The sequence below is a fragment of the Martinezella lusitana genome (assembly GCF_016901135.1).
Taxonomy (GTDB): Bacteria; Pseudomonadota; Alphaproteobacteria; order Rhizobiales; family Rhizobiaceae; genus Rhizobium; species Rhizobium lusitanum_D.
In genome coordinates this window covers 251,070-276,915 of record NZ_JAFEVL010000042.1, presented here as the reverse complement: position 1 = coordinate 276,915, position 25,846 = coordinate 251,070, and the positions used below count along the sequence as shown (strand labels likewise).

Genomic DNA, 25,846 nt, shown 5'->3' with positions numbered 1-25,846 from the left:
CATGACAAATCCTATCCCTGCACCGGCAAGGAAGCTGACGCCGCTCCTGGAGGCGCGTGACGTCACCATGAAATTCGGCGGTGTCACAGCCGTGGATCATGTCGATCTCGTTCTCAACGAGGTCGAATTGCGCTGCCTCATCGGACCGAATGGCGCCGGCAAAAGCACATTTTTCAAGATGCTGACAGGCCAGCTACGACCGAGTGCCGGTTCCATACGGTTTCGCGGCAGCGAGATCGGCGGCTCCCATGCCCATGAGATCGCCCGGCGCGGCGTAGGCATCAAGACGCAGGTTCCGAACCTGTTCGATGGTCTCAGCGTCCGCGAGAATGTCTTTATCGCTGCCGCGCGCAGGAAGTCGGTGGCTCGTGCAACGGCAATCGTCGACGAAGTGCTCGAACGCCTTCATCTGACGGACGTCGCCGGCAGAGAGGTGGGACGGCTCGCCCATGGCCAGCGGCAATGGGTCGAGCTTGCCACCGTGCTTGCTCAGGAGCCGGAACTGATCCTGCTCGACGAGCCGGCCGCCGGCATGACCAAGGTTGAAGTCGAGCGCACGGCTCAGCTAATCCTCGAAATCAATCGCACCCATGCGGTCGTCGTTGTCGAGCACGACATGCAGTTCATCCGCAGGATCGCAAAGGTAGTCACCGTCTTCTATCAGGGCAAGATCTTGGTTGAAGATCACGTTGACCGTGTGCTTGCCGATGAGCGGGTGCGCAATGTCTATCTCGGCAATGCCGTATCGGCGTGAAGGTGTCAAATGAGCGGAGAGCATCGCGCTGTGGGCCACGTCCAACTGTTGAAGGTCATCAATCTGCGATCAGGCTACGGTCGTATCCCAATCGTCAATGGCCTGTCCTTCTCGGTGGCCGAGGGCGAGTTCGTCGGCATTCTTGGCCACAACGGCATGGGCAAGACAACGGTGTTGCGCACCTTAATGGGCTATCTGCCGGCATACGGCGGCACAGTCGAGCTAGGCGGCAAGGACGTCACGCGTCGTTCGACGACGCAAAGGGCAAGGGCTGGGATCGGTTATGTGCCCCAGGGACGCGAGATCTTTCCGGGGCTCAGCGTCATCGAAAATCTGCGTATGGGTTGCCTCCTGAATGCCGAACCTGAGAACAAGGTGATAGAAGAGATACTCACATTCTTTCCACGCCTCAAAGCCTATCTTGGTCGTATCGGCGGCGCACTCTCGGGCGGCGAACAGCAGCTTCTGGCGCTGGCGCGCTGCCTGTGCGGCGCCCCGCGTATCGTTCTGCTCGATGAGCCAACGGAAGGGATCCAGCCGTCGATCATCGAAGAGATGATCTCAACACTGCGCGATTTCGGCGAGGCGCGGAATCTGACCATCCTTTTGGTCGAACAGAACCTCAGTTTCCTTTCAGCCCTATCCCACCGCATTCTGGTGCTGCAGAAGGGCATGATTACCGGCGAGATGTCGCCCGAGATCGCCCGCTATCCAGCGTTGATCCATGACTTTGTCGGCTTGACTTGAGTGATGCGCTGGCATCGTCAGCGCATTCACGATCCATTGCTGTCTGCCATCAAATAGGGAGCCTGCTCGTATGAAAAAGAAAATCATCCTCGACTGCGACCCCGGTATCGACGATTCGTTGGCGATCGCGCTTTGTTGTTCGTCCAATGAGATCGAACTGCGCGGCGTGACGGTCACGCACGGAAATGTTCCGTTGAACCAGACGCTCGACAATGCACTGGCGCTTCTGTCATTTCTTGGCCGCGATGTCGAAGTCTATGCCGGGGCGATACGCCCATTGGTCCGCAGCCCGATCGACGCCTCCAATGTGCATGGCAATAATGGACTGGGGGGAGTCCGGCTGCCTCCGCATAATCGCAAGCCAAATGCCAAGGGCGCGGTTGAATTCATTATCAACGAGGTAATGGCAAATCCCGGCGAAATCGGCCTCTTTGGCATCGGGCCCCTCACCAATATCGCGCTGGCGCTCAGGATGGAACCCAGGCTTGCCGATGCGGTCGCAGAGATCGTGATCATGGGCGGTGCGATCGGCGAGGGCAACACTACGCCCGCCGCAGAATTCAACCTCTATGCCGACCCGCATGCCGCTCGCATCGTGTTCGAAAGTGGCCGGCTAACAACGATGTTCGGCCTTGACGTCACCCACAAGGCGTTGGCAACGGCCGAGCGCTTGGCGCCTTTGAAACATATGGGCAACAAGGTGGCGGATCTGGTTCTACGTTTCCTGGAAAGCTATCGCGGCTTCTATGCGGATGTTTACGGATGGGAGAGCCCTGCGATCCACGATATGTGCACGATTGCCTGGGCTATCGATCCCTCTCTCTTCCAAACGCGGAAAATGCGGGTGGAAGTAGATACCAATGAGGGGCTGAATTTGGGCCGAACAGTCGGTGATAGCCTGTTGCGCAACGCCGACGCGGCCCTGGTCGATGTTGCTCTTGATGTCGACGCCGATGACTTGTTTGCATTGTTTGCTGAAAGGGTCGCCCGCTATTAGAGCTAAGTGAAAGCGAAACGAATGCATGGTTCCACTTCAAGACATATGCCGCAGGGAGGAAATGGCGGAGTAGGACGACTTCGAACGGAAATCGCCCTGTGAACGCTAAGCTGCCAACCTCGGAATAGGCCCCTCCACCAATCGCAAGAATCGGGTGTTGCGAGCCCCCGCAACCCATACTGGCATAGTGCTGTGCAACGCGCCCGCTCAACCATCGCTGGTCAAGCGATGAGCCATCGACAAATTACAGGTGAGCGCGACCATTCTTTTCGGTGTGTTCGTCTTGGGCCGGGAATGAGCCCTATTGCGAGCATCTGGTGCCATTTTTCAGGTATGACGGATGGCCGGATGCTGTCGGGCCTTACGGACCGGCTCCCAAAAAGGCCAGTCGGGTGAGAACCGTGTAGTGCGATTCCGATACCATCAAAGCGGCGAAGACAAGCACGAGGACTGGGGGAAGTAGGATGGCGTATATCAACGCCAGGCGTTCCCAGGCCATGTGCATAAAAATCGCAACGATCAGCCCTGCCTTCAGGACCATGAACAAGAGGATCAGAGACCATCTGAGATAGCTCTGGATGCCGAGGTAGTCGACGAGGTAGGAGAAGGTGCTGAGGACGAAAAGCAGTCCCCAAACCACCATATAAAGTCTTATCGGATGCTGTTGTCCCGAATGCGCCTGCTCTTGTGCCATGATGCTATCCTCACCACAGATAGAAGAATGCAAAGATGAATACCCAAACCAGATCCACGAAGTGCCAATAAAGCCCCGTTATCTCGACGATCTCGTAGTGACCCTTCCGGCTGGTGAAAAATCCCCGCCTTTCCTGATCGAAGTCCCCCCGCCACACCTTGCGTGCCATGATCAGAAGAAACAGGACCCCGATCGAAACGTGGGTGCCGTGAAATCCCGTGATCATGAAGAAGGACGAGCCGAATTGCGCCGCCCCCCAAGGGTTCTCCCAGGGACGAACGCCTTCCCTGATCAGTTTGGTCCATTCGAATGCCTGCATTCCGACGAATGTCGCGCCGAGGGCTGCCGTCGCCAACATCAGCGCGGCAGTCTTGCGGCGATCGCGGCGGTATCCGAAGTTGACGGCCATGGCCATCGTGCCGCTGCTGCTGATGAGGACGAAAGTCATGATGGCGATCAGGATCAGCGGAATTTCCTTGCCTCCGATCGTCAGGGCGAAAACCTTGCTCGGATTGGGCCAAGCAACGGTGGTCGACATGCGCGCCGTCATATAGGCCAGCAGAAAACACCCGAAAATGAAGGTGTCGCTCAGGAGGAAGATCCACATCATCGCCTTGCCCCAGGAGACGTTCTTGAACGTCCGCTGGTCCGATGACAGATCAGCGGCAACGCCGCGCAGTCCCGCGGGCCGCAGATGCGGATCACTTACCGGTCTTTCCATGGATTCGGTCATCATCGAAACTCCTCAGGTGACCAATTGACGGCAGAGATCGACGAAACTATTCGCCCAGCCGGCGAAGAGCGCAAAAAGGATCAGCCAGACAACGAGCATGAAATGCCAATAGATGGCGCACAGATCCACGCTCAGGCGAACTCTTGTCAGCACAGGGCTGATCCGGGCGCGGATTACGGTCCGTCCAAGCACGAAAAGCCCGCCTAGAATGTGCAGACCATGCAGTCCGGTGATCATATAGAAGAAGCTGTTTGATGGGTTGTCGGCGAGCAGATAGCCTGCCGACACCAGTTGCCGCCATGCCAAAACCTGCCCGGCGAGAAAGAGAACGGCCAGTACGAACGCCACCGCAAGAGCCGTGTTCAGCATTCCGCCGCGATCAAGACGGGCTTCGGTTTTCGCCCACTGCAGCGCCACGCTGCTTGCGGCAAGGGCCGCCGTATTCACCCATAGCAGCCGCGGGATCGGGATACCCCACCAGTCGGCGCCGCCCATGCGGCTGAGATAGGCGCTGATGAGGAGCGTGAACAGCGCGCCGACGACGGCAAGAAAAATGCCGAGCCCAAGTTTTGCTATTGTCACCGATGATCCCTGCATCTCCGGCGCATCGCCTGCCAGACCCACTTCCAGCCAGGGCTTTGAGGTCAGCCGCTGCCTTGCCATCCACCAGGCAATGATGCCGGCGATCCCGGCCATGAAGATGAGAATGGCGCTCATGACGACGCCCTCTCGGATAAGCCGCCCGAGGCCGGCTGGTTCTGCGGCAGGAAGTCCTGATCCGCTCCGGGAACGCTATAATCATATGGCCAACGGTAGACGATCGGCAGCTCTTTGCCCCAATTTCCGTGAATTGGCGGCGTTTGCGGCGTTTGCCATTCCAATGTCGTTGCCCGCCATGGGTTGCCGCCCGCTTGCCTGCCCCAGCGAAGACTCCAGGCGAGGTTGAACAGGAACAGAATTTGAGCGGCGCCGACGATCAACGCTGCGACAGTGATGAACATGTTCAGCGTATGCGCCGACGGCGGAATGAAAGCGGTTTCGCCCAGCTCGTAATAGCGGCGCGGCACGCCCATCAGGCCGAGATAGTGCATCGGGAAGAAGATCGCATAGGCGCCGAGAAAGGTGATCCAGAAGTGGATATGACCCATCACCACGTTCAGCATGCGCCCCGTGACTTTCGGATACCAATGGTGGATTGCGCCGAAGATCACCAGGATCGGTGCGACCCCCATCACCATATGGAAATGGGCAACGACGAACATGGTATCCGAAAGCGGCACGTCGACAACGACATTGCCGAGAAACAGACCGGTCAATCCGCCATTGATGAATGTGACGATGAAGGCCAGGGCAAACAGCATCGGCAATGTCAGATGGATATCGCCGCGCCAAAGCGTCAGCACCCAGTTGTAGACCTTGAGCGCTGTCGGAATGGCAATGATCAACGTCGTGGTCGCGAAAAAGAACCCGAAGTTCGGATTCATGCCGCTCACATACATATGATGCGCCCATACGACGAAGCTTAGCGCTGCGATGATGACGATCGCCCAGACCATCATCCGGTAGCCGAAGATGTTCTTGCGCGCATGGGTGCTGATCAGATCCGAGACAATGCCAAAGGCGGGAAGTGCGACGATATAAACCTCCGGATGGCCGAAGAACCAGAACAGATGCTGGAACAGGATGGGGCTGCCGCCCCCTTGCTTCAACTGTTCGCCCATCTCGACGATGGAGGGCATGAAGAAACTCGTGCCGAGCAACCGGTCGAACAACATCATGACGGCGGCGACGAAGAGTGCCGGGAAGGCAAGCAGCGCCATGACGGTCGCAGTGAATATGCCCCATACTGTCAAGGGCATTCGCATCAGCGTCATGCCGCGGGTGCGTCCTTGCAGCACAGTGACGACATAGTTCAGTCCACCCATGGTGAAGCCGATGATGAAGAGGATCAGCGATGACAGCATCAGGATGATGCCCCAATCACGCCCTCCCGGCGTCCCTGATAGAAGAGCCTGCGGCGGATACAGCGTCCAGCCGGCGCCCGTCGGCCCGCCAGGCGCAAAGAAGCCGACGACCAGGACGATGACTGCGAGCAGATAGAGCCAATAGCTCAGCATGTTCGCATAGGGGAACACCATGTCGCGGGCGCCGAGCATCAAGGGGATCAGATAGTTGCCGAAACCGCCGAGGAACAGTGCCGTCAGCAGGTAGATCACCATGATCATGCCGTGCATGGTGATGAACTGATAATAATGTTCCGCGTCGATGAACGAAAAATAGCCGGGAAACCCAAGCTGCAGCCGCATCAGCCAGGACAGCACCAGCGCCACCATGCCGATCGATATGGCGGTCAAGGAGTACTGAATGGCGATGATCTTGGCATCTTGGCTGAAGACATACTTCGTCCACCAGCTTTTCGGGTGATAAAGCTCCACATCCTCGACTTCAGCGGGCTGGATGACCTGCTCAGTGCCGGATCCAATGTCGACCATATTCTATCCTCCCTGTTTCCTCCGATGCGGCTTTTCCCCTCAAGTACGCATGACATTTATTTGGCCGCTGACTTTTCCGCCGACGCCAGCGATTTCGAGAAAGTCGGCTGCTGCTGCAGCCAGGCTTGATAGGCGGTCTCGGTATCGACGATGACGGTGCCACGCATCTGCGGATGACCGACACCGCACAATTCCGCGCAGAGAACCTCGAAGGTTCCTGTCCGCGTCGGCGTGAACCAAAAATAGGTGACCGAGCCGGGGATCATGTCCATCTTGGCCCGGAATTCCGGCACGTAGAAATCGTGCAGGACGTCGATCGAGCGCAAAAGCATTTTGACCGGCTTGTCTGCGGGCAAATGCAGTTCACCGCCTTCGACGATGACGTCGTCCAGCCCGGCGGGATCATTCTTGTTCAAGCCGAGCGGGTTGTCCGGGTTCACATCCCGCGTGTCTGCCCGCCCGAGCCGCCCGTCCGCTCCCGGCAGCCGGTAACTCCATTGCCATTGCTGAGCGACGACTTCGACCTGACTGGCATCGGCCGGGACCGTAACGAACTGTTTCCATACGAAAAGGCCCGGAGCGAGCATCGCAGCTACACCGATTGCGGTTCCGCCGGCGAGCCACCATTCCAACCGCTTGTTTTCGGGTTGGTACGCCGCCTTGTTTCCGGCGCGGTGCCTGAATCGGAGGACGCAATAGGCTATGAACAACACGACCGCCGTGAAAACGAAGCCGGTGATCCAGAACGTGATGACAATCGTATTGTCGATGTAGCTCCAGTTTGACGCGATCGGCGTCCACCACCATGGGCTCAGCAGATGGAACGCGATCGATCCCACCACCAGTAGAACGAGAATCACTACGACAGCCATCGTCTCCTCCCTGACCCGGCCGCGAATATTTCCACAATCCCATCGCGAAACGTTTTAGTATTATCTCATGAACAAGTCAGGCGAGCAATTGCGGCAACAGCAGCGGTTGATCCCGGCAAAACGCCCGGGGCATATTGACGCCGCGGGAACGGATCGGCGGCGTCAGGTTGCTGAGCGAGCCCCGCCGATCCAACCGGCAACGCGGGAAACAGCTCGTCCACACTTGGCATTTCGCTATTTGGAGTACTGCTTCAGATAGGCAATCAGGTTGGTAATCTCGGTATCGTCCTTCAGCCCGACGAAGGTCATTTTCGTGCCCTTCACTTTCGCCTTGGGGTCGTGCAAATAATCGCGGAGCGACGTCTCGTTCCATACGAGGCCGGCCTTACCCGCCTCCTGCATCGCCGGCGAATAGGCGAAATTTGGATGTGTTCCAGCGGTTCTGCCGAACAGACCGTTCAGCGAAGGGCCGATCTTGTTCTGGTCGGTTTCGGCTATATGGCAAATGGCGCATTTCTTGAAAACGGTGGCCCCTGCGGTAGCGTCGCCCTCCTGCGCTGTAGCGTCAAGCGGGATGGCAATGGCGAAAAGCAGACAGATCGGAAGAAAACGGCAAGACATGGCAATCCTCATTCTCTTCATCGCTAACCCAACCAACACGACTCCCATCAGGCAGGTCGCAACGGCTTGGAGGATGATCTCTGGGTAAATTTCCTTTGTGAATTCAAGGCATGCGGCTCGGATAGACGGGGGCAATCAATTTTCGATACAGGTGCCAGGTCGAATGCCCGAGGATAGGCATGACGACCGCAAGGCCGGCAAAAATCGGGATTGTGCCGACGACGAGCAGTGCCGCGACGATCAATCCCCAAAGCGCAATTGGTCCTGGATTGGTAAGCGTGGCGCGTATGCTCGCGTCCACAGCTGCGACTGCGCCGACATCCCGGTCCAGCAGCAGCGGGAAGGTCACCACCGTCGTCGCCAGCACTATTATTGCGAAAACGAAACCGGTCAGGTTTCCCCAAAGCATAAGGGAGAGGCCTCGCGGGGTCGTCAGCACATCTGACAGGAAGGTCGAGATCGAGGTCAAACCGACCTCATCGAATGTCATGGTGTAGATGCGCTGTGCGATAATCAGCCAGGCGACGAAAAGCGCGAACAGCATGAAGCCTACCGCAATGATCGACGGCAGCGCCGGCGAGTGACGGACCTCCAGCGCATGATGCCATGAGCTATCCAATCCCTGCTCGCGGCGTCGACTGATTTCATAAAGGCCAAGGGCCGCGATCGGACCAACCAGCGCAAAGCCTGATATCAAGGGATAAAGCAGCGGCAGCAGGTCAGCGCCGGAACTCCACATGACCAGAAAAATGCCCGCGATCGGATACATAAGACAGAGAAAAACGTAATGAGATGGTTTCTCTCCAAAGTCGCTAAGCCCCGACTTCAGTGCATCGACAAGATCCGCGACGCCTATCTTCTGGACTTCCGGGCGCGTAAATTCACCGCTCGCACCGGCCATGACATGGAATGTCGCCATAGCATCTCTCCTCCGCCTCAATCCGGCTGGCGGTGCAAAGACGCCCGGCAAATTTTTACCGATACGTCAAACCGCAACCGGTAGTGATAATTTATCAAATCTTATTGCCGTTGTCGCCTATTCTTTAAATTAGAAAATTAGATACTCGTCATTTCTTGCGCCGGAACGATCGGCGATTTTCGACACGGACACCTGGAAGACGATGCCCGCCTATGGCGGTGAAATCTTGCCCATCGAGTATCTGGTAGTCGACTCAGCGGCGATGTCATGTCTGGATGGCGCCCCTGCCGATCCAGGTCGTTTGGCCAAGGAGAATTCATGTCCCTTGCCTGTGGTTCGGCGTTGACGGATGGCCCCGTGGTCCCCTGGATTTAGAGTCTGACTCGAAATGGCGTGCGGCATTTCACGTTCGTATCAATCTCCTTGTGAGGCGGCGGATATGAGCGACGAATATCCAGGCCACGGCGCTTTCGATGGTGGCTTCGAAATCCTTGGCGAGCCGCCTGCATCGTCCGAGCCAGGCGAAGGTTCGTTCAACCACCCATCGGCGGGGCAGCAGCGCGAAGCCCTTGGCGGTGTCGGAACGCTTGATGATCTCGAAGGTCCATTGACCGCGGGTGGCCATGGCGTCTTGCAGCTTTTCCCCGCCATAGCCGCCATCGGCGAACACATGGCGCAGCCACGGATAGAGTGAGCGGATGGAGGCGAGCAGGTTCGGCGCGCCATTGGCAGCCGGTCGGGGTCATGTAGAGGATCGCCTCGACAACCGATCGTAGGTTGGTCTTTCCTGGTCGCCCGATCTTCGAGGCCCCCGGCACAAACGGCTCGATCAATCTCCATTCCGCATCGGTCAGATCGCTTGCATAACGCAACGCCTCGCGCTGATAACGCACCCGGGTGGTTTTAGTCCAAGCCATCGTGATCTCCATTGTGCTTCGCAACCCGACGGAATCACAACAGATTGAAATCACCCAACTTCACTTTCAATCAGCCTCTGAGAGTGCCACAGTGATTTTTGGATGGTGTCGTTCAGCGGGTGTCGTTCCGATCAAATCGAATGATACGATTTAGCGCCTGCTATAGGCTTTATCGAGGAGAGACATCTTGATTTGCCGCGCTTGCACGATTGCTATGCCCCTCCCCAGCATCCGGTACCTAAACGCATGACCAAAGCGCGCGCCGTGCCCATGCCTAGCAACAGCGTGCTTGCGCCGCTTTACGCGGGCGCGGACCTTTTAGACGCCTTTGCAATTCGACTGCCGGCGGGGGCAAGCGATGATCTAGAGGCGCTGGCACGCGCCGGGTTCGAGCGACCGGCGGGGTGGATTCGTGCGCTCACTCGTATCCGCGATGTGGTGATGGCGACAGTCGGCGTCAAATCGTCGCGCGCCATCGGTCTTGCCGCAGCGGGGCGTGGGCCGGTTATCGGCTACTTCCCGCTGCTGTCAAAGAGCGCGACGGAGTTGGTCGTGGGTGAGGATGACTCGCATCTCGACTTCCGCGTCACGATCCAACTTCGCGCCGATGCAGCAAATGGGCGCGAGCTGGTCGTGGGTACGGTGGTGCATTGCCATAACCGACTGGGGCGTATCTATCTTACGATGATAGCTCCGTTTCACCGCGCGATTGCGCGGGCGAATTTAGAACAGGCGGTCAGAGCAATGAAGATTTAGGCATGCTTTGCTGGTTGCTGCTGGCTGTAGTCGACCATTAGCGGTCCGTGGCGCATCCCGCGAATTTGATGGTGTTTTGCAATTTGCGTGGCAACATACTCTACCTTCGAGAGGTGGGTACATTTAGGCAAACCACGACAGGAGCGAATATGTCTGAGCGCGACACCAAGCTTCACGGTTGCTGGCGGTTGGTTTCTTTGGATACTGAGCTTCAGGATTCAAAGGAGCGCGGTCAACCGTGGGGCGCTGACCCCAATGGGTACCTTATTTTCGGCTCTGATGGGCGAATGATGGTACTGGTTACCGCAGAAGCACGGGAGCCGGGGAATACAGACGAGAAACTGGTGGCACTTTTCCGTACTTTGATGGCCTATACCGGACGGTATCGGATAGATGGGAATAGGTTCATCACAAAGATTGACTCATCCTGGAATGAAGCCTGGAACGGCAGTGAGCAGGAACGATTCTACAAGCTTGATGGAGACACGCTCGAGGTCTCTACGGCCTGGATGCCGAATCCGTTGGTATCAGGAAATCCAATAGGAAGGGCTATTCTCAGTTTTAGACGCGAGTAGTTTTCCCTACGCTGAGTTCGCAACTAGTCGCTAGTTTGCAGCTCATCAACGCGACGATGAGCCTGGCAACCAGGCAGCCACCTTTGAATGACCGCATTGTGGCGGCCTCTAGGGAAGGTCTGCATAAACTCGGCTCGATACGTACTTTACGATGTCGGGCTGACTTGATCGGTCAGATCGCTTGCATAACGCAACGCCTCGCGCTGATAATGCGCACGTTGGTTGTAGTCCAAGCCAACGTGACCTCCATTGTGCTTCGCAACCCAACGGAATCACAACAGATTGAAATCACCCGATTTCTTTTTCAGTCAGCCTCCGAAGTTATTGATGAGCTTTGGAGTAGGGCGGTGTCATTCTTCAAAGCCTGTTCACAGGCGAACGCAAAAACTACTTCACAAACGCTGGATGTGCTTTCGTCAAAACTTGAAATACTCTAGAACCGGTGGATGCGCAGTCCCAGTACTTTTTCCGACAGGACAACGACCAATAAGGTCAGCACGATGGACACCGTTGAAACGGCTGCTGCCTCCGGTGTGAAGTTTGTGCGCAGATAATCATAGAGCTGAATTGGAAGCGTGGCGGTTCCTACGTTCTTCAGCATGAAGGATATGGTGAACGTGTCAAAGGATATGATGAAGGCGAACAGGCATCCGCCGATTACGCCAGGCTTGATCAGCGGCAGCATGATGCGGCGAAACCGCGTCAATGGTCCCGCGCCGAGGCTCTTGGCTGCCAGGCTCCAGGATGGTTCGTAGGACTCCATCGCCGCCGAAACGTTGATGAAGACGAAGGGAAGAGTGATGAGGCAATGGCCGATGATCATCGCCGCGATCGTTCGCGTGCCCATGCCTATCGAGTAGACAAAGAACAACAACGAGATGGCTGTCAGGACCTCCGGCAGCAGCAGCGGCAGGAGCATGGCGAGCCGGATGCTTTCCTTCCAGCGTCCGGCATGCTGGACATAGAAGATCGCCGCCATCGTGCCGATGATCGCTGAGATCACTGTCGAAACTGCGGCCACCCAGAGCGATGTCTTGATTGCACTGAGGAAGACCTCATTGTGAAAGAACACCACATACCAGCGCAGTGAAAGGCCCTGTGGCGGAAACGTCAGGAACGCGCCCGCATTGAAGGAGGCGCCGACGACCACGAGGATCGGCAGCAGCAGAAAGGCATAGATCATCAAGCAATAGCCGGTGAGGAGATGCCTGGCCATCAGTTCGCCTTCCATTTCATGCGGGTGAGCCTGGCAAACAACATCACCATGATCGCCCCGGTCAAAGACAGCATCAGCGCCATGGCCGAGCCGAACGGCCATTGAAACGTATCGATAAGTGCGTCCACCACACTGACCGCCATCGTCTTCACGCGCAGGCCGCCGATCAAAGACGGCGTGACGTAGGCGCTGAGCGATAAGACGAAGACGAGTATGCAGCCGGCCTGTATGCCGGGCATCGCGAGCGGTAGCACAATTCTCCGGAAGGCGGTGATGCGTCCGGCTCCGAGCGAGCGGGCGGCTGTTTCGATCGACGGGTCTATACCCTGCAGCGCGCTCATGAGCGGAAGGATCATGAAGGGCAGGAAGACGTGCACCAGGGCAATCACGATACCAAGAGAATTATACATCAGGGCAAGGGGGCGATCGATCAGGCCGAAGCTGATTAGGCTGCGGTTTATCATGCCGTTGTTGCCAAGGAGGATCGTCCAGCCATAGCTGCGGATGACGATGCCGACGAGAAGCGGTGAGAGCACAAGGCCATAGGCCAGGCCGCGAAAACGCATTTGGGTCTTCGCAAGTTGCCATGCGACGGGGAAGCCAAGGATGAGGCAGGCAAAGGTGGTGATGAAACCGATCATCAACGTGTTTGCGGTCTGCTCCAGGTAAAAGCTGTCGGCAAAGAGCCTGACATAGTTTGAGAAGGTGAAGCCGGGTGCGTAGGGCGTCCCGTTCCCCGGATTGCGCAGGCTCATGACCACGATGTTGATGTATGGCAATACCAGGAAGACGCCGAGCAGCAGAACGGCCGGGGCTATCAGGACAAAAGGCTTCAGAGATTTCGCTCGCAGGCTCATGCGGCGGCTCCGAGCGCCCAGAATCGATCGCCATCGACCTTGACGGTGACACGGTCGCCCGGAGAGAAGCGGTTGCGGGGAAAGGTCTGAACATTGATGGTGTCGCCGCCGTCGAGCGCCAACCGGTAGTCGATCAGACTGCCCGAATAGTAGCTTGCCGTGATGGTGGCCGGGGTGCCTGTCTGCCCCGCGCTTTCCGGAAATAGCTCGACGGCCTCGGGGCGCAGCACCAGCGTCACGGCTCCATCGGGCAACCTCGGAGCATTGCCGATCCTAACCATGCCGAGCGCGGTATCGATGACCGAGATGTCGTTCGCGTCAGTGGATAGCAGCCGACCAGACAGGATGTTGACCTGCCCCACGAACTGCGCGACTTCCAGGCTGACCGGCCGATCGTAGATATCGGCAGGTGCGCCATATTGGGCGATCCGCCCACCAAACATGACCACGACACGATCCGACATGGTCATCGCCTCGGCCTGATCGTGGGTCACGTAAACGGTCGTGATGCCAACACGCTTTTGAAGGTCGCGGATAAAGACACGCATCTCCTCGCGCAGCTTGGCGTCGAGGTTGGCAAGCGGCTCGTCGAGAAGGAGAATTCGAGGTTCGATCACGAGCGCGCGCGCAAGTGCGACACGTTGTTGCTGCCCACCGGAAAGCTGGCGCGGATAACGGTCCGCATATCCGGAGAGCTGCACCATATCGAGAACGCGGGCCGTGCGCTTGGCGATCTCGCGCTTCGGTCTGCGGCGCATCTCCAATCCGAACGCCAGGTTCTGCGCGACAGTCATATGCGGAAACAGGGCGTAGTTCTGGAAGACCATGCCGATGTCGCGTTTTTCAGCAGGCACGCGAATGACGTCCTGCCCATCGAAACGGATCGCACCTGACGTTGCATCCTCGAATCCGGCGATCATTTTCAGCGTGGTTGTCTTGCCGCAGCCGGAAGGGCCAAGAAGGGAGATAAACTCCCCCTTTGCGATTTTTACGGAAATGCCGTTTACCGCGAGAGATGCCCCATAATGCTTGGTCAGCGCTTCGATGCTCACCTCTGTCATGATTGATCTTCCAAATTCTGCCGGCGGCGATCGCGTTCATGCCACCATGTCGAGAAAGGAGCCGGGCCGCATAGGGGCGGGCCGGCATATCGCGCGGGGGTCATCAAGGCGCGTCTAGCGCATGACCTTTGCCCAGGTCTCCGAGAACTCGGCCTGCTTCTCGTTCATGAAATTCCAATCCCATGTCAGGATCTTGTCCATCGCCTCGCCCGAGATCGGCACATCCTTTTGCAGGTCGCCCGGAACCACCACCTTGGAATTGGTGGGCGAGACGAAGAACTGCTTCATGAGCGGTATCTGTCCCTCCGGAGAGAGCAGGAAGTCGGCATATTGGTAGGCGAGTTCCTTTTCCGGGCCATGGCCAAGGATATTCAGTGTCTGGTCGAACATCAGCATGCCCTCTTCGGGCACGACGACATCGATCGGCAGCCCTTGAGAGCGCAGGCGCGCCACTTCCCCGAAGTCGAAGGGCGCAACCACGAATTCGCCCGCTGCAATGCCCGTCGACAAGTTGAAATCAGCCTGTATGACCGGGCCGAGCTTTTCCAGCGCCTTGAAACCGGCATCGATGTCGTATTGATCCTTGCCGAAGATCTTCGATGCCAGCATCAGCTCCATTTTACCGGCCGTGTTGGCGAAGTTGTAGAGGCCGATGCGACCCTTGAATTCCGGATTCTCCCAGAGATCCTTCCATCCTTTCGGCGGGGTTTGGACCATATCGGTGCGGTAGGCGATGCCGATCGGCGAGACCATCGCCACGGCGCCCCAGCCGTCCGTCTTCTTCGCAAGGGGGTAGAGATCGCTATAGTTTGGCAGTTTCGTCAGATCGAGCTTCTCGAAGAAGCCTTCCTTGCGCAGGCTGGAGGCAAAGGCTTCGTTGGTCATCAGGATCGAATAGGGAGGGTTTTCAAGGCCCGCCGCCCGCAGGTTGGCGCTCCAGACGCGACCGTTGCCGGCATCGAGGGTCACCGCGGCGCCGCTCTTCGTCGTGAATGCGGGTGCAAGCGTCGAACGCCAGAACTGCTCCCAGGCACCGCCGAGCGTCGGCACCACGAGCGTCTTGCTTTGCGCGCGCGCAGGAAGGCTGATCATGGTTGCAGCGGCAAGGCCGCCCATTCCGGCAAGAAGCTGCCGCCTGTTCATGTCCATCATTTCGGTTCCCCTTGTCATGGCTGCGTGTCGGTGGATGCTTGTGCGGCAGGCGATGTTTCGCTTCTTGCGCTCAGGACTTGCTGAAGGCCTGGCTTGTCTTCAGCGCGATATAGTCTCCGTAGGTAATCGGCGCGTATTTCGCCGGCGCCTTTGCCGCAAAGGGCGGCAGGCATTCGATAAGCGTCTCTTTGGACGGATTGACAAAGAAGGGAATGGATTGACGCCGTGTCGTTCCCTTGAAGTTACCGGGTGGATTGGCAACCCGATGCGGCGTCGACAGCCATTCGTCGTTGGTCCAGCGCATGAAGGCATCGGCGATATTGACGACATAGGCGCCTTCGACGTTCGGCGCGTCCAGCCATTCGCCATCCCGCCTGCGGACCTGAAGCCCTCCCGGAGATGCCTCCGAGCGCAGAATGGTCATGAAGCCGTAATCGGTGTGGACGCCCGCGCGCAGCTGTCCGGGCAGCGGGCTTTCCTGTTGTTCTGGATAGTTGATGACGCGGAGTGCCGAAAGGTGGTCGTCAAAGGCCGGCTCGAAGTAATCGGGTGCAAGCCCGATCGCCTGGCAGAATGCGCGTCGCAGATGCTTCGCAAGCGTCTCCATCTCGGCAAAATAGGCGCTGAAGGCCGCCTGTAGTCCGTGTGGTACCGTAGGCCAGACGTCACCCGGAAGGCGCGGCCCGAAATTCAGGCTTTCCTTGTAGTCACCCGGTGTCTTGATCCCAAGCGTCGCGCTCAGCGCTTCGTCTGCGATCGGGGAGAAAGCGACGCCCCCCTTTAGCGAGGTTCCCCGGCCCTGTTTCTTCTTCCAATCCTGCGGTTCATCGAAGAAATCGCGGGCAAGACTGTAAAGCTGCGCGGTCGCCTCCGTGGACACGCCATGTCCGGTGATCAGGAAGAAACCTGTTTCGCGGCAGGCAGCCTCGATCGCCTTGACGACGGAATCGCCACCTGTGGTCTGATGGATAAAAGGAGAAACATCTATGACCGGAATGCCGTCCATATCCTGCCTCAAGGGTGGGGCCATCTGCATTGTCTGATCCTTTCCGGAATGAACATAGCCGTGTCGTCGTGGCGCTTCGACGCCACACCAGCGAGGGAGATGATGTCAGTCGAGCCCTTTGAAGGGTGCGTCGCGAAATTCGAGATATTCCTTCAGCGACATCGTCTGAAGATTGCGCATCCATTCCTGTCCGTCCTTGCTGACGTGAAGGGCGGCAATGGCGTGCACGTTGTAGTCGAAAGACGTCATCAGGCCCGCGGCGATCTGCTGATTGTTGATGGAGGACTTGGCAAATTTGATTGCCGGAACCGGCATGCGTGCCAGCTTGCGTGCCAGGTTCTCGGTCTTCTGCTTGAGCTGATCGGCGGGCACGACCCTGTTGATCAGGTGCATGCGCAGCGCCTCTTCCGCATCCACCAGATCACCGGTGTACATCAACCAGCGTACATCGCGGGTGGCCAGCAGCCACGGCATGAAGAGTGCAGGCGGGCCGGAATTGTGCCTGACTTCCGGCTCGCCGAATTTGGCGTTGTCGGCGGCGATCGCAAGATCGCACGACATGACGAGTTCGAGCGCGCCGGCAAGCGCATAACCGTTCACCGAGGCGATGACGGGGATTGGAGCCTTCCAGATATTCAGAAGTGCCTGAGCATTTTCCGACATGTCGGCATGCCAGTCCTCGATACTGACGTCATAGTCTGCGCCTTGCAGGTCATAACCGGACGAAAACGCGCGGCCGGCACCGGTGATCACCAGCGCGTTGACATCCTTGTCGGCAACAGCGAGCGCGACGGCGCGGTCGATCTCGCGCACGGTCGTCTTGTTCATGGCATTGAGCTTGTCCGGCCGATTGATGGTGATCGTCGCGAACTTGTCCTGTTCGTCCTTGTCGTAGAGGATGGTCTCGAAGGTTTCGGATATGCTCATATGCTCTTCCTCTTTGCGTTGGCGTCAGCCGACACAGGTTCCGATGCGGGGCTGCTCGACGCTTGCATCAGTAGGTCCGCCTTGTTCTTCTCGAAACGTTCTATCGATGCTGATTTGACGGGGCCAAACCCCTTGATCTGATCCGGAAGCCGGGCGAGCGCGATGGTGCGAGGTTGGTTTTCCGGGGACAGGTTTGCTGCAAGGTCCATGATCAGCGCCGCATAGTCGGCGACCAGTTTGCGCTCCATGCGGCGCTCATGCGTATAGCCGAACGGATCAAGCGGCGTGCCGCGAAGGAAGCGCACTTTCTCCAGCACGGAGAATGCCGGCGAAATGAGCTTGCGGCTGATGGCAATCTTTGCCGGATTTCCGGTGCGCTTGTCGGTTCCGCGGGAAAAGAGCGGCGGCGCGAGATGATGCTTGATCTTAAAATCGCCTTCGAACTGCGCGGCGATCTTGTCCTTGAAGCTCCGGTCGTTGTGGAGCCGAGCTACTTCATATTCGTCCTTGTAGGCCATCAGTTTGAAGGCGTTGCGCGCCACGGCTTCGGAAAAATCCTCGCCGAGCTTCAGTCGCGCTTCGGCGCTACGGGCTGTCGTCACCAGTCTGAGATATTTGTCGGCATAGGCGGCGCTCTGATAGAGCGTCAGGAATTCGATGCGCTTGGCGACAATATCGTCCAGCGTCTGCTTGGCCGGCGCATCATCCGGGTCGATTGCGGCGGCTTGTTTGACAGCCTCCGGATCCACCACAGAGCGACGGCCCCAGCCGAAGGCTGCGCGGTTCATTGCAATGCCTGTGCCATTGAGTTCGATCGCCGTATCGATCGCCTCAAGGCCGATTGGAACAAGTCCGCGCTGCCAGGCGTGGCCAAGCAGGAACATGTTGGCCGAGATCGCGTCGCCCATCAGCGCCGCTCCCAGTTTTGTCGCCGCAATAAGGCTGATGGCATTGTCACCGGCCGCTTTGCGCAATGCCTTCACCGTCGCTTCCTGCCGAAAGTCGATTGAGGTGTTCTGCACAAAAGAGGCCGTCGGCGCGAAATGATCGTCGAGAACGGCCTTCGTGCGGCCGGCAGCGAATGTGGATAGGGCGTTCTGAGCCGCCGATACGACGATATCGAAGCCGAGGACCAGATCGCTTTCCCCCGGCCCGATGCGTACGGATGTTATATTTTCTCGCGCCTTTGCGACACGCAGATGCGAAATGACGGCTCCATTTTTCTGGGCAAGGCCGGTCTGGTCGAGCGTCTGAACGGCAAGGCCGTCGATGTGGGCGGCCATCGACAATATGGCGCTGACGGTGATCACGCCCGTCCCGCCGATGCCGGCGAGCAGCATGTTGTACGGTCGGTCGGTGATCGGTCGGATGGCGGGAAGGGGAAGGTCGTCGAAGCTTGCCTTGCCTGCCTTTGCGTCCGGCTTGCGGATGGTCCCGCCCTCGACGGTAACAAAGCTCGGACAGAAGCCTTTTATGCAGGAAAGATCGGTGTTGCAGCTCGACTGGTTGATCCGCCGCTTGCGGCCGAATTCCGTTTCCTGCGGCTCGATGGAAATGCAATTGGAAACCGCGGAGCAGTCGCCGCAACCCTCGCAGACGAGTTCGTTGATGAAGGCGCGCTTGTCGGAGACGGCCAACGCACCTCGCTTGCGCCGACGCCGCTTTTCGGCAGCGCAAACCTGATCGTAGACGAGGACGGTAACACCCGGCACTTCGCGCAGTTCGCGTTGCAGCGCATCGAGTTCGTCGCGGTGGTTGACCGTAACACCGCCCGGCAGATTGCCTTGCCAGACCTCGGGGCGTTCGGCGACGACGGCAACCCGGGCCGCGCCTTCCGCCAGCATCTGCCCGACAATGCCGGGAACGGAGACTTCGCCGTCATGCTTCTGGCCGCCGGTCATGGCAACCGCGTCGTTGTAGAGGATCTTGTAGGTGGCGTTGACCTTAGCGGCAATCGCGGCACGGATCGCAAGCAGCCCGGAGTGGAAATAGGTGCCGTCACCCATATTGACGAAGATATGCTTCTCGTCGGTAAATTGGGAAAGGCCGATCCACGAACCGCCTTCGCCACCCATCTGGGTAAAGGTCGAGGTGTTGCGCTCTTCCAGCCCAATCACCATCATATGGCAGCCGATGCCAGTCGAGGCGCGGCTTCCCTCAGGCAGTCGGGTGGAAATACTGTGCGGACAGCCTGAGCAGAAATAGGGATCGCGTTTCAGCGCCGGCGTTTCCGTGGCGCTTGCCGCAAGGAGCGCCTCGATATCGTGCGATCTGGCAAGCAGATCGGTGTGATGCTCACCGATGACCGAGACAATCGCCCTGGCAACGGCAACCGCATTGATCTCGCCGGCGGCGGACAAGAGCGGTTTGCCATCCGCACCGAATTTGCCGTAGACCCTTGGGCGCCGGTCGGAGGCCATGTTGAAAAGCTGAGCCTTGATCTGGTCTTCGATGACCGCGCGCTTTTCCTCGACCACCAACAGGGTTTCAACACTGGAGGCGAACCGTTGGAGGCCCTGCGGTTCGATTGGCCAGACCATGCCGATCTTGTAAAGCTTGAGACCAAGTTCGCCGGCCCGGCGCTCGTCGATACCAAGGCTTGCCAGTGCTCCCATGAGATCGAGCCATGATTTCCCGGTCGAAACGATGCCGAGCCTCGCCGTGCCGGCAGTGCTGCCCCAGATCGCTCTGTCGATGCTGTTGTGACGGGCGAAGGTGTGTATCGCCGCCATCTTGTTTTCCAGCCGCCGCTCCATCGCATGCGGGCCATCCGGCCATCGCAACGAAAGGTCGCCATTGCCCTCGGGATAGACGATGGCAGGCCGATCGGGATCGAGTTCGACCGTCGCGGTGCACTCGACGATCTCCGTCTGGCATTTGAAGCCGACCCAGGCGCCGGAATAGCGGCTGAGCGCCCAGCCGAGCAATCCATATTCGATATATTCTCCGACGCCGGCCGGCGACAGCAACGGCACCATCGCAGAGATAAGATTATGCTCGCTCTGATGCGGCAGGGTAGACGAAACGGCACCGTGATCGTCTCCGACGAGCATCAGAACGCCGCCGTTCGGATTGGTGCCGACGGCGTTGGCATGGCGGATCACGTCCATGCTGCGATCGACGCCGGGCCCTTTGCCATACCACATGGCGAAGACACCATCATACCGGGTGCCGGGAAACATCGCCGTCTGCTGGGTGCCCCAGACTGCGGTGGCGGCAATGTCTTCATTCAGTCCGGGCTGGAAGCGGATGTGATGGCCGTCGAGATATTTCTTCGCACGCGCCATTTCACGGTCGAAGCCGGCAAGCGGCGAGCCGCGATATCCGGAGACATAGCCGGCGGTATTCAGTCCGCGCGCGAGGTCGCGCTGACGTTGGATCATCGGCAAGCGAACGAGTGCCTGCGTGCCGGAAACGAGGATGCTTCCCCGATCAAGCGTATAGCGGTCATCGAGGCTGGGTGTCGTCGCGGCAAGGACTGTAGGCCGATTTTCGGGATGTGCGGCGGCGGAGGGAGTGGACATTTATGCGCGCTCCCCCGGTGCTGTCGGTTCCATGTCGAAAACGCGGCCGCGATTGAGGATGTTATTGGGATCGAACGCTGATTTGAGACGGCGCATGGCGGCCATTTCAGTCGGGCTTCGAACCAGCGGCAGCCACTTCTTCTTTTCAAGGCCGATTCCGTGTTCGGCCGATATCGATCCGCCTTCGCTGGCGACACAGGAGAAGGTCGCGTCCGCGACGCGGTCATAATGGTGTGTACGAACGAGAAAATGCAGATTGCCGTCACCGAGGTGACCGAAAATGTAGATGGAAGCGGCGGGATCGACATCCGTGATTTCGGCTGTTGCCCTGTCCAGGAACCGTTGCATCGCGGAAATGGGCAGGCTGACATCGAAGCCCGCGACATGATCCATGCTGAAAATGAAGTCGCTCGCCGCATCGCGCAAAGCCCAGATGGCATGGTAGTCGCGCAGAGAGCGGGAAACAGCGACATCGTTGACGATGCCTTCCTCATAGCATTCCATCAGCGCGGCAGAGAAGCGATCCTCGTCGCCCGCCTCGTCCTGTCCCTGCATCTCGATGAGCGCGTACATTCCGGTACCCGCCGGCACAGGAGCCGGTGCGCCGGTGTGATTGAGAACGCCAGCATAGACGGCCGGGAAGATAACTTCGAAAGCGGAGAGAGAAGGCCCCAACCTCTGGCGCAAACGCCGCAGAAGCGTAATTGCCGCACCGAGCGAGGGAAGTGCGCAAAATGCATTTGCCAGTGACTGCGGCTTGGGATGAAGACGCAGACAGGAACGGGTTACGACACCAAGCGTGCCCTCGCTGCCGATGAATATCTGGTTGAGATCGAACCCCGAATTGTCCTTAGAGAGGCCCTTGAGGCTGGTCAGCACCGAGCCGTCTGCCAGCACAACCTCTAGGCCGAGAACCTGGGCGCGATACATGCCGTAGCGCAGCACGCGAATACCGCCGGCATTGGTGGCGATGTTGCCGCCGATGGTGGAGGTGCCGCGCGCGCCGATATCCACGCCGAACATGAATCCGTGGCTGGCTGCGGTCTCCTGAACGGCCTGCAAGGTCGCGCCGGCATGGGCGATCACAGTTCCGCTATCCTCGTTAACGGGCTCGATTGCGCTCATGCGCTCCAAGGACAACGCAATCTCGCCAACCATAGGCCGCGCGGCCCCGGCAAGACCGGTCCGGCCGCCTTGTACGACGACAGGCTGGCGGACGGCATCGCATGCGGAAAGAATGGCCGACACTGATGCGGTATCCCTGGGGCGAAAGAGGATGGACGGCCGCACGCCGCGCCTGTCTGTCGCGTCCGCGCAATAGGCGTCGCCGACATCCGGACCTACGACAATAGCGTTCTTGTCGAGACTGCCATGGAGGCGGCCCAACAATTCTCGCAGCCGCAAAGACGGCTCAGATAAGGGATGAGCGGCGAGCGCCCGGTCGATCGATCCGCCCAATTCTGTTCCCCTGGTTATCTGGATCGAGGGCAGGTTATCGCCTATCTGATATTTGTCAAACCTATATTTAAATAGCTATAGCCTTTTCAATGAATGCATGGCATCAATGCAATCGGGCGAAGGATGGAGCTCTATGAATCTTAGATATGACGAAGTGGTAAGATCTGGCATCGCCAAGCAGGTTGCCGAGAACATCAAGTCCGCGATCCTGGACGGACGCCTCAAGATCGACGAGCGGCTGCCGACGGAAGAGGATCTTGCCAGGAGCTTCGGGATTTCCCGCCCGACGGTACGCGAGGCGTTGAAGCGCCTGGCGGCGCAGAATCTCATTCATTCGCGCCGTGGCCCCCTCGGTGGCAATTTTGTGATGCGCCCCGATCCGGAAGGTCTGTCGAAGGCAATTACCGGCGCAGCGACGCTTCTCGTCGGCATCGGCGCTTTCGATATCGACGAAATCATTACCGCAAGGCTTGAGACGGAAACGATCTGCTGCCGGCTTGCTTGCGAAAACCGCAGCGAAGAGGGATTGCAGGCCATGGCCGCCGAAATCGCCCTGCAGCGGGATCAGGACATCAGCGATGAAGATTTCTGTGCTTCCGATGTGCGCTTCCATCGGGCCCTGGTCGACTCGACCGGCAACGGCCCCTTGAAGCTGATGATGTACATCGTGATCGAATCCTTCATTCCGATCACGAACATGATCGTCTTCAGGGTGCGAGAGCGCCGTCAGGTCGTTGTTTTCCACCAACAGATCCATGAGGCGCTGAGCAATCGCGATGTCAGCGAGGCGACGGTGGCGCTCACAAATCTCCTCACCTATGTGCGTGACAGCTATAGTGCCGCACTCGATGCGCGCGGCCGCCGTGCGAGCGAGCAGGCGCAGTCCTGAACCCGATCGGCTCACATCCTTAGAAGCATTGAAATTCAAGGGAATTCTATGTCTGATTCTTTCAGGGCAATGGTAATCGATACGGTTAACGGTAAGCCGGAGGCTGGTTTCCGGCAGTTGACCTTGGCCGATCTGCCCGACCACGATGTTCTGGTCGAAGTCGCGTTTTCCACTGTCAACTACAAGGATGGTCTGGCGCTTTCCGGTAAGGGGAGGATTGCGCGTCGCACGCCGATGGTTGGCGGCATCGATCTTGCCGGTATCGTCGTCGAGTCGCGCTCGGACAAATGGGTTGCGGGTGACAAGGTCGTTCTGAACGGCTGGGGTCTCTCTGAGACCGAATGGGGCGGTTATTCCCGTTACCAGCGGGTCAAGGCGGAATGGTTGATCGCGTTGCCGCAGGAATTCTCGCTGGAACAGGCGATGGCGATTGGAACGGCTGGCTATACGGCGGCGCTTTGCGTCAATGCTCTGGAGGATTGGGGAACGATCAGCGTGGATGATCGGGAAGTGCTGGTCACCGGAGCGGCAGGCGGGGTCGGCTCGGTTGCCGTCAGTCTGCTGGCCAGCAAGGGCTATAAGGTAATCGCCTCGACTGGGCGGCCCGAAACTCATGATTATCTCGCCGCGCTGGGAGCTTCAGGCTTCGTCGAGCGCGTGGCGCTGAGCGAGAAGGGCGGCCCGCTGCAGAAAGAGCGCTGGGCGGGCGCAATCGATTCCGTCGGCTCCACGACGCTTGCCAACGTGCTATCCCAGACGGTCTACGGGGGCGCGGTGGCTGCCTGCGGTCTTGCCGGCGGCGCCGATCTGCCGGCAACGGTCTTGCCGCATATCTTGCGCAATGTGGCACTGCTCGGCATCGATTCCGTCATGGCGCCCGTTGCAAAACGCCAACGTGCCTGGCAGATCCTCGGCCAGCACCTAAACCCTGTACACCTGCAGGCGTTAACGCGGATTGAGCCGATGTCCGCGTTGCCGAAAATAGCAGAAGATATCGTTGCGGGTCGCATCCGCGGTCGCATAGTCGTGGAGATCACCTGACACCTGGTTATGGCCACCTGCCGCGCTACTGAGGGCTGCGCATGTGGCCAGAGGGAATTCGATATGCGCGACGTTCGGCGGCCATCATCGCACTCGTCGCCATCCCTATATCTTCTCGAAAGCCGCCACCGCTGTTGAGGCCAATAGAAAGAGTCGCCGTGGTCGCAAAGGGAAGGACCGAAACCCAAAACCTTCATAGAAGGTTGAGGCCGCCGCGTCCTTTGCCTCGACAACGATCGCGAATACTGCGACGGAACGGCTGGCGCCGAGGATACGTCGCACAGCGTCAGCCAACAATAGTTCACCAATGCCTCGACCTCGCGCCCTAAGATCGCGCGCCAGTCGGCCGATCAGTGCTGCTGGGATGGCGTCGTAGCGGGGAAGCCTCTGTCCGATCTCTTCCGGAAGATCGTCGATCGCCAACGTGAACGAACTGAGGCTGTAGAAACCGACGACGCCAAGTTCGTCGTCGGTTGCGACAAACACCCGCGCGATGTTGCGTTTGTCGTCCTGGCTGGCACGACGCTGGAACCAATCATCGAGATCGGACTGCCCGCACGTGAATTGTTTTCGATCGTGACCCTTGTCCAAGGGCGCGATAGCAAACCCCATGAGCCAGTCAGCCCACTAGGTCGCGGTGCCGCCGAAGGGCGGCCACCAGCTTGTCGGCAGGTTCAGGCGGATCGAGTACGGCGGCGAGAAAAGCGTCCCGATCGGCACCTGTCAGTACCATGCGCTGATGTTCTTCCAACACGCGACGCGCGCCCTCATAGGCGAGATCGCCGGCCGTCAAACCTGACACCGCCATGGCGCGCTGGATCAACTCCTTTGCGGAGCCGGCAACACGCAGTTCGATCCGGTCTTTCTTCAATTCACGGGGAGGCCTGACGGAATGGGCAGAGGGCGGCATAGCTGTATCCTTTCATGCGGAAAAGTACGGCAAAATGCCGTGCGCGTCAATAGGGGTATCTATTGGGACACTTGTCAAAGGAGTTCAATGAGCCGCGGCGCTCGGTATAAAAGTTGGCCAGATCATTCGTAGCAATTTCCTGGATTATTTCGCGGCTTGAAAGCTCGCGAGAATGCGGGTGCTCACCGGCTCTCTTGGGGCGCATGATCAGAGATTTCTTGTCCGAGGGGAAATAAGGTTTGACCCACATTTGATGATTTCGAGATTGCGTGAAACGCGGAAGGCTATCGCAACGAGATAATCTGTATCAGATTACGACTCAAGGGCTTACGAAATGACCACGCGTTACGAACTTAAAAAGCGACATCGCACCGTTTGGCACCAACATCAGCGTCTCAATTCACACGCCATCTCCTCGACACGGAGCAATCCTCGTTTTGGTGACGATGCGCACCTTTCGTGACTGGGTACTGCGGCAAGTCTCTGGCGATAGCCACGCTCGCAAAGAGATAATCTCCCCAAAGTACCGCATTGTTCGCGGGTCCCGGAGGATCGCTCACGAGAACGGAGCCAAAACTGTGATCGCGATGTTGGGAGCATCAAATTGAACAAGATGTTTTCTTTCATGGCAACGTCCATCTTCGGTTTGCCATTGCGGATGCCCATTGTTTCGGCTGGAAGATGACCGGGATTGTAGAGCGTGCATAGCTGTCACTAATCCTTTTGCC

The 25,846-nt window shown here is 58.4% G+C and carries 24 protein-coding genes and 1 pseudogene; 7 read left to right on the top strand and 18 right to left on the bottom strand.

All coding sequences use genetic code 11. From position 1 onward, the window contains the following. The first annotated feature begins 1 nt into the window (after position 1). From JTP94_RS15530 to JTP94_RS15520, 3 genes are all read left to right on the top strand, one after another. Positions 2-754 (top strand): ATP-binding cassette domain-containing protein, encoded by a 753-nt coding sequence (locus JTP94_RS15530; protein WP_409456612.1) that lies wholly within the window; start codon positions 2-4, stop codon positions 752-754. Positions 755-763: 9 nt separating this feature from the next. Then, complete coding sequence (locus tag JTP94_RS15525) at positions 764-1,501, top strand: ABC transporter ATP-binding protein (protein ID WP_204851373.1); 738 nt, start codon at positions 764-766, stop codon at positions 1,499-1,501. Positions 1,502-1,571: 70 nt separating this feature from the next. Then, the gene (locus JTP94_RS15520; RefSeq protein ID WP_204851372.1) at positions 1,572-2,498 is read left to right on the top strand and encodes a nucleoside hydrolase; all 927 of its coding nucleotides are present in this window, start codon (positions 1,572-1,574) and stop codon (positions 2,496-2,498) included. A 361-nt stretch (positions 2,499-2,859) separates the two neighbouring features. Here the strand turns inward: JTP94_RS15520 and JTP94_RS15515 are convergent, their stop codons facing one another. The 8 genes and pseudogenes from JTP94_RS15515 to JTP94_RS15480 form a co-directional block, all read right to left on the bottom strand. Then, positions 2,860-3,192 carry a cytochrome C oxidase subunit IV family protein gene (locus tag JTP94_RS15515; RefSeq protein ID WP_204851371.1) on the bottom strand — a complete coding sequence of 111 codons (333 nt, stop codon included), beginning with the start codon at positions 3,190-3,192 and terminating at the stop codon, positions 2,860-2,862. A 10-nt stretch (positions 3,193-3,202) separates the two neighbouring features. Further along, positions 3,203-3,925, bottom strand: a complete 723-nt coding sequence (locus JTP94_RS15510) for a heme-copper oxidase subunit III family protein (protein ID WP_204851370.1) — start codon at positions 3,923-3,925, stop codon at positions 3,203-3,205. Between the two features lie 12 nt (positions 3,926-3,937). Continuing rightward, entirely contained in the window at positions 3,938-4,642 is a 705-nt protein-coding gene (locus JTP94_RS15505) for a cytochrome c oxidase subunit 3 (protein WP_204851369.1), read from the bottom strand. Next, a complete protein-coding gene (locus JTP94_RS15500) occupies positions 4,639-6,417 on the bottom strand; it encodes a cbb3-type cytochrome c oxidase subunit I (RefSeq protein WP_204851368.1) in 1,779 nt (592 codons plus the stop codon). Before JTP94_RS15500 ends, JTP94_RS15505 begins: the two co-directional genes overlap by 4 nt. Positions 6,418-6,473: 56 nt before the next feature. Beyond that, the gene (locus tag JTP94_RS15495; protein ID WP_204851367.1) at positions 6,474-7,289 is read right to left on the bottom strand and encodes a cytochrome c oxidase subunit II; all 816 of its coding nucleotides are present in this window, start codon (positions 7,287-7,289) and stop codon (positions 6,474-6,476) included. 234 nt (positions 7,290-7,523) lie between these two features. Next, entirely contained in the window at positions 7,524-7,910 is a 387-nt protein-coding gene (locus tag JTP94_RS15490) for a cytochrome c family protein (protein ID WP_204851366.1), read from the bottom strand. A gap of 103 nt (positions 7,911-8,013) precedes the next feature. After that, the gene (locus JTP94_RS15485) at positions 8,014-8,829 is read right to left on the bottom strand and encodes a DUF2189 domain-containing protein (protein WP_204851365.1); all 816 of its coding nucleotides are present in this window, start codon (positions 8,827-8,829) and stop codon (positions 8,014-8,016) included. Positions 8,830-9,232: 403 nt separating this feature from the next. Beyond that, positions 9,233-9,746: pseudogene (locus JTP94_RS15480) on the bottom strand (transposase). A 246-nt stretch (positions 9,747-9,992) separates the two neighbouring features. Between JTP94_RS15480 and JTP94_RS15475 the strand changes: the two are divergent. Together JTP94_RS15475 and JTP94_RS15470 are read left to right on the top strand one after the other, a co-directional pair. Further along, positions 9,993-10,502, top strand: a complete 510-nt coding sequence (locus JTP94_RS15475) for a DUF2867 domain-containing protein (protein WP_204851364.1) — start codon at positions 9,993-9,995, stop codon at positions 10,500-10,502. A gap of 149 nt (positions 10,503-10,651) precedes the next feature. Further along, a complete protein-coding gene (locus tag JTP94_RS15470; RefSeq protein ID WP_204851363.1) occupies positions 10,652-11,077 on the top strand; it encodes a lipocalin-like domain-containing protein in 426 nt (141 codons plus the stop codon). A 433-nt stretch (positions 11,078-11,510) separates the two neighbouring features. Here JTP94_RS15470 and JTP94_RS15465 read toward each other — a convergent pair whose 3' ends face one another. The 8 genes from JTP94_RS15465 to JTP94_RS15430 all read right to left on the bottom strand — a co-directional run bounded on the left by JTP94_RS15465 (position 11,511) and on the right by JTP94_RS15430 (position 22,278). Then, positions 11,511-12,293, bottom strand: coding sequence for an ABC transporter permease (locus JTP94_RS15465; RefSeq protein WP_204851362.1), 783 nt, complete (start codon positions 12,291-12,293; stop codon positions 11,511-11,513). After that, on the bottom strand, positions 12,293-13,150 hold the full coding sequence (locus JTP94_RS15460; protein ID WP_204851361.1) for an ABC transporter permease: 858 nt from the start codon (positions 13,148-13,150) through the stop codon (positions 12,293-12,295). The genes JTP94_RS15465 and JTP94_RS15460 overlap by 1 nt, the downstream gene beginning before the upstream one ends. Further along, complete coding sequence (locus JTP94_RS15455; protein ID WP_204851360.1) at positions 13,147-14,211, bottom strand: ABC transporter ATP-binding protein; 1,065 nt, start codon at positions 14,209-14,211, stop codon at positions 13,147-13,149. The genes JTP94_RS15460 and JTP94_RS15455 overlap by 4 nt, the downstream gene beginning before the upstream one ends. Positions 14,212-14,325: 114 nt before the next feature. Further along, positions 14,326-15,363: a PotD/PotF family extracellular solute-binding protein gene (locus JTP94_RS15450; protein WP_204851359.1), complete on the bottom strand. Its 1,038-nt coding sequence runs from the start codon at positions 15,361-15,363 to the stop codon at positions 14,326-14,328. A gap of 70 nt (positions 15,364-15,433) precedes the next feature. Next, positions 15,434-16,399, bottom strand: a complete 966-nt coding sequence (locus JTP94_RS15445; RefSeq protein WP_204851358.1) for an isopenicillin N synthase family oxygenase — start codon at positions 16,397-16,399, stop codon at positions 15,434-15,436. A gap of 75 nt (positions 16,400-16,474) precedes the next feature. Further along, positions 16,475-17,296, bottom strand: coding sequence for an enoyl-CoA hydratase/isomerase family protein (locus tag JTP94_RS15440; protein WP_204851357.1), 822 nt, complete (start codon positions 17,294-17,296; stop codon positions 16,475-16,477). Then, positions 17,293-20,820, bottom strand: a complete 3,528-nt coding sequence (locus JTP94_RS15435; RefSeq protein WP_204851356.1) for an indolepyruvate ferredoxin oxidoreductase family protein — start codon at positions 20,818-20,820, stop codon at positions 17,293-17,295. The genes JTP94_RS15440 and JTP94_RS15435 overlap by 4 nt, the downstream gene beginning before the upstream one ends. Then, positions 20,821-22,278: an FAD-binding oxidoreductase gene (locus JTP94_RS15430; RefSeq protein WP_204851355.1), complete on the bottom strand. Its 1,458-nt coding sequence runs from the start codon at positions 22,276-22,278 to the stop codon at positions 20,821-20,823. A 133-nt stretch (positions 22,279-22,411) separates the two neighbouring features. Between JTP94_RS15430 and JTP94_RS15425 the strand changes: the two genes are divergently transcribed. Next, positions 22,412-23,167, top strand: coding sequence for a FadR/GntR family transcriptional regulator (locus tag JTP94_RS15425; RefSeq protein ID WP_204851354.1), 756 nt, complete (start codon positions 22,412-22,414; stop codon positions 23,165-23,167). A gap of 48 nt (positions 23,168-23,215) precedes the next feature. Continuing rightward, positions 23,216-24,208, top strand: a complete 993-nt coding sequence (locus JTP94_RS15420) for an MDR family oxidoreductase (protein ID WP_204851353.1) — start codon at positions 23,216-23,218, stop codon at positions 24,206-24,208. A gap of 105 nt (positions 24,209-24,313) precedes the next feature. Here JTP94_RS15420 and JTP94_RS15415 read toward each other — a convergent pair whose 3' ends face one another. Then, positions 24,314-24,820 (bottom strand): GNAT family N-acetyltransferase, encoded by a 507-nt coding sequence (locus JTP94_RS15415; protein WP_204851352.1) that lies wholly within the window; start codon positions 24,818-24,820, stop codon positions 24,314-24,316. A gap of 7 nt (positions 24,821-24,827) precedes the next feature. Further along, entirely contained in the window at positions 24,828-25,118 is a 291-nt protein-coding gene (locus JTP94_RS15410; RefSeq protein ID WP_204851351.1) for a DUF1778 domain-containing protein, read from the bottom strand. Positions 25,119-25,846: the final 728 nt, after the last annotated feature.

Bases quoted from the DNA above. Each gene is read 5' to 3' on its own strand.
- JTP94_RS15530 (WP_409456612.1), top strand. From the start codon at position 2: ATGACAAATCCTATCCCTGCACCGGCAAGGAAGCTGACGCCGCTCCTG.
- JTP94_RS15525 (WP_204851373.1), top strand. From the start codon at position 764: ATGAGCGGAGAGCATCGCGCTGTGGGCCACGTCCAACTGTTGAAGGTC.
- JTP94_RS15520 (WP_204851372.1), top strand. From the start codon at position 1,572: ATGAAAAAGAAAATCATCCTCGACTGCGACCCCGGTATCGACGATTCG.
- JTP94_RS15515 (WP_204851371.1), bottom strand. From the start codon at position 3,192: ATGGCACAAGAGCAGGCGCATTCGGGACAACAGCATCCGATAAGACTT.
- JTP94_RS15510 (WP_204851370.1), bottom strand. From the start codon at position 3,925: ATGACCGAATCCATGGAAAGACCGGTAAGTGATCCGCATCTGCGGCCC.
- JTP94_RS15505 (WP_204851369.1), bottom strand. From the start codon at position 4,642: ATGAGCGCCATTCTCATCTTCATGGCCGGGATCGCCGGCATCATTGCC.
- JTP94_RS15500 (WP_204851368.1), bottom strand. From the start codon at position 6,417: ATGGTCGACATTGGATCCGGCACTGAGCAGGTCATCCAGCCCGCTGAA.
- JTP94_RS15495 (WP_204851367.1), bottom strand. From the start codon at position 7,289: ATGGCTGTCGTAGTGATTCTCGTTCTACTGGTGGTGGGATCGATCGCG.
- JTP94_RS15490 (WP_204851366.1), bottom strand. From the start codon at position 7,910: ATGTCTTGCCGTTTTCTTCCGATCTGTCTGCTTTTCGCCATTGCCATC.
- JTP94_RS15485 (WP_204851365.1), bottom strand. From the start codon at position 8,829: ATGGCGACATTCCATGTCATGGCCGGTGCGAGCGGTGAATTTACGCGC.
- JTP94_RS15475 (WP_204851364.1), top strand. From the start codon at position 9,993: ATGACCAAAGCGCGCGCCGTGCCCATGCCTAGCAACAGCGTGCTTGCG.
- JTP94_RS15470 (WP_204851363.1), top strand. From the start codon at position 10,652: ATGTCTGAGCGCGACACCAAGCTTCACGGTTGCTGGCGGTTGGTTTCT.
- JTP94_RS15465 (WP_204851362.1), bottom strand. From the start codon at position 12,293: ATGGCCAGGCATCTCCTCACCGGCTATTGCTTGATGATCTATGCCTTT.
- JTP94_RS15460 (WP_204851361.1), bottom strand. From the start codon at position 13,150: ATGAGCCTGCGAGCGAAATCTCTGAAGCCTTTTGTCCTGATAGCCCCG.
- JTP94_RS15455 (WP_204851360.1), bottom strand. From the start codon at position 14,211: ATGACAGAGGTGAGCATCGAAGCGCTGACCAAGCATTATGGGGCATCT.
- JTP94_RS15450 (WP_204851359.1), bottom strand. From the start codon at position 15,363: ATGATGGACATGAACAGGCGGCAGCTTCTTGCCGGAATGGGCGGCCTT.
- JTP94_RS15445 (WP_204851358.1), bottom strand. From the start codon at position 16,399: ATGCAGATGGCCCCACCCTTGAGGCAGGATATGGACGGCATTCCGGTC.
- JTP94_RS15440 (WP_204851357.1), bottom strand. From the start codon at position 17,296: ATGAGCATATCCGAAACCTTCGAGACCATCCTCTACGACAAGGACGAA.
- JTP94_RS15435 (WP_204851356.1), bottom strand. From the start codon at position 20,820: ATGTCCACTCCCTCCGCCGCCGCACATCCCGAAAATCGGCCTACAGTC.
- JTP94_RS15425 (WP_204851354.1), top strand. From the start codon at position 22,412: ATGAATCTTAGATATGACGAAGTGGTAAGATCTGGCATCGCCAAGCAG.
- JTP94_RS15420 (WP_204851353.1), top strand. From the start codon at position 23,216: ATGTCTGATTCTTTCAGGGCAATGGTAATCGATACGGTTAACGGTAAG.
- JTP94_RS15415 (WP_204851352.1), bottom strand. From the start codon at position 24,820: ATGGGGTTTGCTATCGCGCCCTTGGACAAGGGTCACGATCGAAAACAA.
- JTP94_RS15410 (WP_204851351.1), bottom strand. From the start codon at position 25,118: ATGCCGCCCTCTGCCCATTCCGTCAGGCCTCCCCGTGAATTGAAGAAA.